The sequence below is a fragment of the Trebonia sp. genome, from assembly GCF_049794275.1.
Taxonomy (GTDB): Bacteria; Actinomycetota; Actinomycetes; order Streptosporangiales; family Streptosporangiaceae; genus Trebonia.
This window is the reverse complement of sequence record NZ_JBARCR010000109.1, coordinates 1-4,964: the sequence shown is the minus strand read 5'-3', so window position 1 is coordinate 4,964 and position 4,964 is coordinate 1. Positions and strand designations below refer to the sequence as shown.

Genomic DNA, 4,964 nt, shown 5'->3' with positions numbered 1-4,964 from the left:
GCACCCCTGACTTCGTCCGCCAGGTGACGACGAACATCCTGCACGCCTTCGCCGACGGCCCCGCCGCTGCTAAGCACCCGGCCCGCGACAACCTGGTCGCCACCCGCGAATACGTCGGCGACCCGGTTGGCAACCCGCAGAACCTCCAGTAACGCGAGCACCGCACGCCCCACCGCCCCCCGGCCGCAGCCGCCTGCCCCGTCGGCCACGCCACGGACACCCGATAACAGCAAGAAGTCGGTAGCGACGTCGCAGCTGGCGGTCCGCGGGCGTTAGCTCTGAGACTTTGACCGGTCATAGGCGGCCAAACTTTCAGCGTTAGCCCCTTCCGGAGATAACCCGCGCCCGGATGCACCTGGTAGGGCTTGGCGCGTCCCCCTAGATCAGGTTAGGGCGGACTGCGTGACGAACGCTTCTTGTTCGGGCGTCTCGACCGCGCTGGTGCAGTAGTGCTCTCTGACCCACGCGACCGCTTCTCCTGCCGGGCAGCCGGTCAGGACAGCGAGACATGCAACGGCCGTTCCGGTCCGGCCGTGACCGCCGAGGCAGCCAACCTCGACGCGCTGGCCTGTCCGGGCCCGCGCGAGCAACGACCGCAGCGCGGTCATGATCGCCGTCTTCTCCTCCGGGATCCCGAAGTCCGGCCAGCCGACGTGGTCATGGGGCCACGGCGGCTGCCATCGGCTGTCCAGGTACAGGCCGTAATCCGGCCGTTGTTCCCGGCCGTACGGGTCGCCAGGGTCAAACGACACGGCCGTCACGGTGGTGCCATCCGGCAAGACCACCGCCGTACGGTGGCGGTGTACCTCGAGGTCCCGATGGAAATGGCTGGCGTCCGCGCATCCCGGGGCTTGCCCGTCACGGTCCCAGTGCACCTCGCACACCGGGCAGACCACCACCACTCGAGTCCCGGCCATCACGCGCGCCGCCTTCCCCTCGATCCTCCACTACAAGAAGTATCGCTTCGACTCGGCATCACGACGCACCGCGATCCGGGCGCCGGCCCTTGCTGCCCTTTTCTCGTCGACGCGCACCGACACGGCTCTACAGATCGTATGTTGCTTCGATCGTGAGGCGGCGTGTTGAGGTAGCGGCACGTACCGATAGAGCAGGTCGATTGCGCAATCGACAGGTGAGATGATGCCCGCGTGCGCGTTCTGATGCCGCTGCCCGACCGGGACTTCGACGTCACGGAGGTCGCGGTGCCGTGGCGGGTCCTGAGTGATGCCGGACATCAGGTCCTCTTCGCCACCGAACGCCAGGGGACCGTCCCGGCCGCCGACCCCCGGCTGCTGACCGGTGTCCTGTTCGGCCAGCTAGGCGCGGTGCCCGCCGTCAGGGGCCTGTACGAGGAGCTGACCAAGGCGCCGGAGTTCTCCGCCACGGCCGCGTGGGCCGAGGTGGACCCAGCCGGCTTCGACGGGCTGCTGCTGCCCGGCGGCCATGCCCCGGGAATGCGGCAGTACCTCGGGTCTCCAGTGCTGCGGGACCAGGTAGCCGGTTTCTGGCAGCTGGGCAGGCCGGTCGGCGCCATCTGCCACGGCGTGCTCGTGCTGGCGCGGACCCGTGACCCCGCCACCGGCCGCAGCGTGCTGGCCGGGTGCCGGACAACATGCCTGCCCAAGTACATGGAACGCTCGGCTTATCTGGCCACCGGGTGGCGGCTCGGCCGCTACTACCGGACCTACCCGGCCTACGTCGAGGATGAGGTCAAGGCCAGTCTTCATGACCCGCGCGCCCAATTCGTGCGAGGGCCGGTGACGCTATCCGCGCGCGGCACCGCCACCGATGACACCCCGGCGTTCACCGTGGAAGATGGCCGCTACCTGTCCGCGCGCTGGCCGGGTGACGCCTACCTGTTCGCGCGCCGCTTCAGCGAGATGCTCGCCGTCAGTAGCGGCGGCGGCGGCCTTCCAGGCCGGTGAGGCGCAGCAGGAGCAACAGCACCCAGGCGCCGATGACCGAGCCGACGAGGCCGACGGCGTGGAAGCTGTGCACAGTCAGCGTGTGGTTCTCTATCAGGTTCTGCAGGAACCCGCCGACGAAGGACCCGGCGATGCCGAGCACGATGGTGCCGAATACCCCGATCGGGTCACGGCCGGGCATGAGCAGGCGCGCGATCGCGCCGACGATGAACCCGACGATCAGGAGCACGATGATGAACAAGACCATGGCGGTAAGACTCCCCTCCTGCGGGTTATGCCTCACAAAGCAGGATATGGGCGTGCGAAGGGTGCGGTTGCCGTTAAGATCCTCCGGGTGCAGCCTACGGTTGTGACGCCGACGGCCGCGATCCGTCCAGGCCGGTTCAGGGCCTGGCAGGTCGCGGTTGTCCTCGTGCTCGCGGCGCTCGCCGGGGCGGCGATCCTGCTGCAGATCCGCGGCTGGTCCGCGGTGGAGGGCGAGTCAGGGAGCGCGTGCGCCAGCGGGTCGGCCGTGTGCCCCCGCGGCGTGGTCCCGGTGCTGGTCATCTCGTTCGTGGTGGGGCTGGCGGCGATCCCGTTCGTGATCGCCGCCGTCGTCCGCCGGCCGAAGGTCAACGCCGGGGTCGCGGCGGTCGGGCTGGTCGCGGGAGTGATCGCCGCGCAGGCGCTGTCCGGCGGGCTGCACGCCGCCGAGCTGCGCGTCGCTTGGACGGCGCCGTACGACGCCGCGGGGAGTCCGGCGACCGAGGGAGTGTGGACCGCGGGCAGCTCGCTGATCCGGGTGCGCGCCGATCAGGTCGTCAGCTACCAGGCCGCGACCGGTCGGCAGCAGTGGACGCTGGCCGTCCCCGGCGGGGACGTCGCCTGCGCGGTCAGCGCGGGCGCCTCCTCCGCGACGGTGGGGTTTATCGGCTACGGCACGGCAGGGGGAGCGTGCGATCAGCTCCTCGCGGTCGACCTCGGCACCGGGCAGCAGCTGTGGTCGAAACGGGTGCCCGCTAGCTGGAAAGGTGACCAGGGGGCCGGCTTCGTGGCTGTCGGCGGCGATACCGCCGCGGCGGTCACCGCCGGCGCGGTGCTCGGGTACGACCTGCGGACTGGCGCGCCGCGCTGGACCACGCTGACGCCGCCCGGCTGCAGCGACCAGACGCTCGCGGGAGCCCAGCAGTCGGTCGTGGTGCTGGCCGCCTGCGGCCGGACCTTCGACGTGATCGACCTCGATCCCGCGTCGGGCAAGCAGCTATGGCGCACCCCCGTGCCGGGGCAGGCGCCCGGCTACCATTTCGCGATCCTGTCTGCCGATCCGGTCGTGGTAGTCGATGTTTCCCCCGGCCAGCCCGAGCAGGTACTGGCATTCGGCGCGACCGGGCACCTGACGTCCACGATCCCGGTCGGCGACTTGGACACGAACTACTACCAGGGCTTCGGCCCCCAGATTGCGGTGTCCGACGGCCTGCTCATCGGCGTGACCCGCCCCGGGCCCAGCGGTGGCGGCCACGCCGACGTGGTCGCGTACCGCCTGTCGGACGGCGGCCGTCAGTGGCTGCTCTCGATGCCTGACGACGTGTTGAGCCTGCGACAGGACGGGGGCCAGCTGCTCGTCATCGACCAGTCCCGCCCGTCCCTGGCGCTCGACGCGATCTCGCTCCCCACCGGCTCGCTGCACCCCATCGGCTACATCCCCGCAAGCATCGTCAACCCCAGCGGCGCCAGCGTGTACTCAGCCGGCGGCCGCTACGTGGTGGTAAACCTGAGCGGCCGCCCCCCCGTCCCGCCGGCCGCCGCCATCGGCGGCTGACGCGCAGCGGCACCAATCGCCAGGCATCCCCGCGGAATCATGAGCCGCGACGCTCATCGGCGAACCATCCGTGGCAGGTGAGCCATGCGGACGACGGGATGACGATCATGGGGTAATGACCGAGGATGTGGCTACTGGCGCGCTGCCCAGCCCGCTGAGCCATTTCGTGTCCCAGCTCGATGAGGTGCGTGCTGGCGGCGTCCCCGACATGGACGCGATTGGACGGCTGCTCGCGCAGCTGGCCGCGGATGATGAGTTCTTCGCCCCGCTGATCGCCGGCATGCCTCCCGAGTCGATGGGAGTGCACTGGCTCGTCAAGCCCGAGCGGGGTCCTCGCCTGGTGCTTGTCCACCGACCTGAGGGTGTCATGGCCTACACCCATTCGCACGGATGCTGGGTCGGCATCGCCGCCGTCCGGGGAGCGGAGACTCACCAGCGTTGGAATGTGCTCAGTCATGACAGCGGCCGGGCCGAGCTGAGCCTGGCGGACGAGCGCGTGCTGCACCGCGGTGATGTCGCGACACTGGTCCCGCCCCGTGACGTCCACAACCATGGTCATGTCATCGGCACGGGTCCTGCCCCGTACTCGCTCATCCTCCTGGGCGACAATATGTTCGTCTTCGAGCGGCAGGAATACGATCCCGACGAGGGAACGTGCTGGACGCTCGCGCCTGGCGATCCAGGCAAGGACAACCGCCCGTCTCCGCTTCACCCGCGCTGAGACACCGCCTCGAGAACGACGGCCGAGCGATGACGGACATCGACCCTAGCGCCGACATCAAGGCGTCCGGAGTTCGCCGACTACCTGTACCTCGGCTTTACGAACGCCACCGCGCTCAGCCCGACGGACGTGATGCCGCTCGCCCGCTGGAGCAAGCTGGCCATGACCATCCAGGCGATCGGTTCGCTCGCCGTCTTGGGGCTGGTAGTCGCCCGTGCGGTCAACATCTTCAAGTAGATCCCGTGCGGGCGGGGAGTCACCACGGGCCCGTTCGGGATAATTTCAGGCGGAGAGACCACCGTCGACGGGAATGACGGCACCGGTCAGAGCGCCCGCGTCCGGCGAGCAGAGCCAGGCGATCGCGGCGGCCACCTCGTCCGGCTCGAGGAGGCGGCGCAGCAGCGCCTGGCCGGCGAACGTGTCCTGCGACGGCAGGTGGTAGACGGCCGCGCTGGCCTCGAGCATCGGACCGCGGGTCGAGCCGGGGCAGACGACGTTGGCGGTCACCCCGCTGCCAGCC

6 protein-coding genes are annotated in these 4,964 nt (G+C 69.8%); 3 read left to right on the top strand and 3 right to left on the bottom strand.

Annotated features, from left to right (window positions below; all coding sequences use genetic code 11):
• Positions 1-383: 383 nt before the first annotated feature.
• Positions 384-917 (bottom strand): protein-tyrosine phosphatase family protein, encoded by a 534-nt coding sequence (locus tag WA805_RS02850; RefSeq protein ID WP_422286177.1) that lies wholly within the window; start codon positions 915-917, stop codon positions 384-386.
• Between the two features lie 231 nt (positions 918-1,148).
• Between WA805_RS02850 and WA805_RS02845 the strand changes: the two genes are divergently transcribed.
• Positions 1,149-1,925, top strand: a complete 777-nt coding sequence (locus WA805_RS02845; RefSeq protein WP_422279077.1) for a type 1 glutamine amidotransferase domain-containing protein — start codon at positions 1,149-1,151, stop codon at positions 1,923-1,925.
• On the opposite strand, the gene WA805_RS02840 is transcribed toward WA805_RS02845, so the two are convergent.
• The gene (locus tag WA805_RS02840) at positions 1,891-2,172 is read right to left on the bottom strand and encodes a GlsB/YeaQ/YmgE family stress response membrane protein (protein ID WP_422279079.1); all 282 of its coding nucleotides are present in this window, start codon (positions 2,170-2,172) and stop codon (positions 1,891-1,893) included. The genes WA805_RS02845 and WA805_RS02840 overlap by 35 nt on opposite strands.
• A gap of 87 nt (positions 2,173-2,259) precedes the next feature.
• Between WA805_RS02840 and WA805_RS02835 the strand changes: the two genes are divergently transcribed.
• Positions 2,260-3,723 carry a PQQ-binding-like beta-propeller repeat protein gene (locus tag WA805_RS02835; protein ID WP_422286175.1) on the top strand — a complete coding sequence of 488 codons (1,464 nt, stop codon included), beginning with the start codon at positions 2,260-2,262 and terminating at the stop codon, positions 3,721-3,723.
• A 115-nt stretch (positions 3,724-3,838) separates the two neighbouring features.
• Positions 3,839-4,444: a hypothetical protein gene (locus tag WA805_RS02830; RefSeq protein WP_422279083.1), complete on the top strand. Its 606-nt coding sequence runs from the start codon at positions 3,839-3,841 to the stop codon at positions 4,442-4,444.
• Positions 4,445-4,726: 282 nt separating this feature from the next.
• Here the strand turns inward: WA805_RS02830 and WA805_RS02825 are convergent.
• The coding region (locus WA805_RS02825) for an SDR family oxidoreductase (RefSeq protein ID WP_425241581.1) at positions 4,727-4,964 on the bottom strand (238 nt) is incomplete at its 5' end.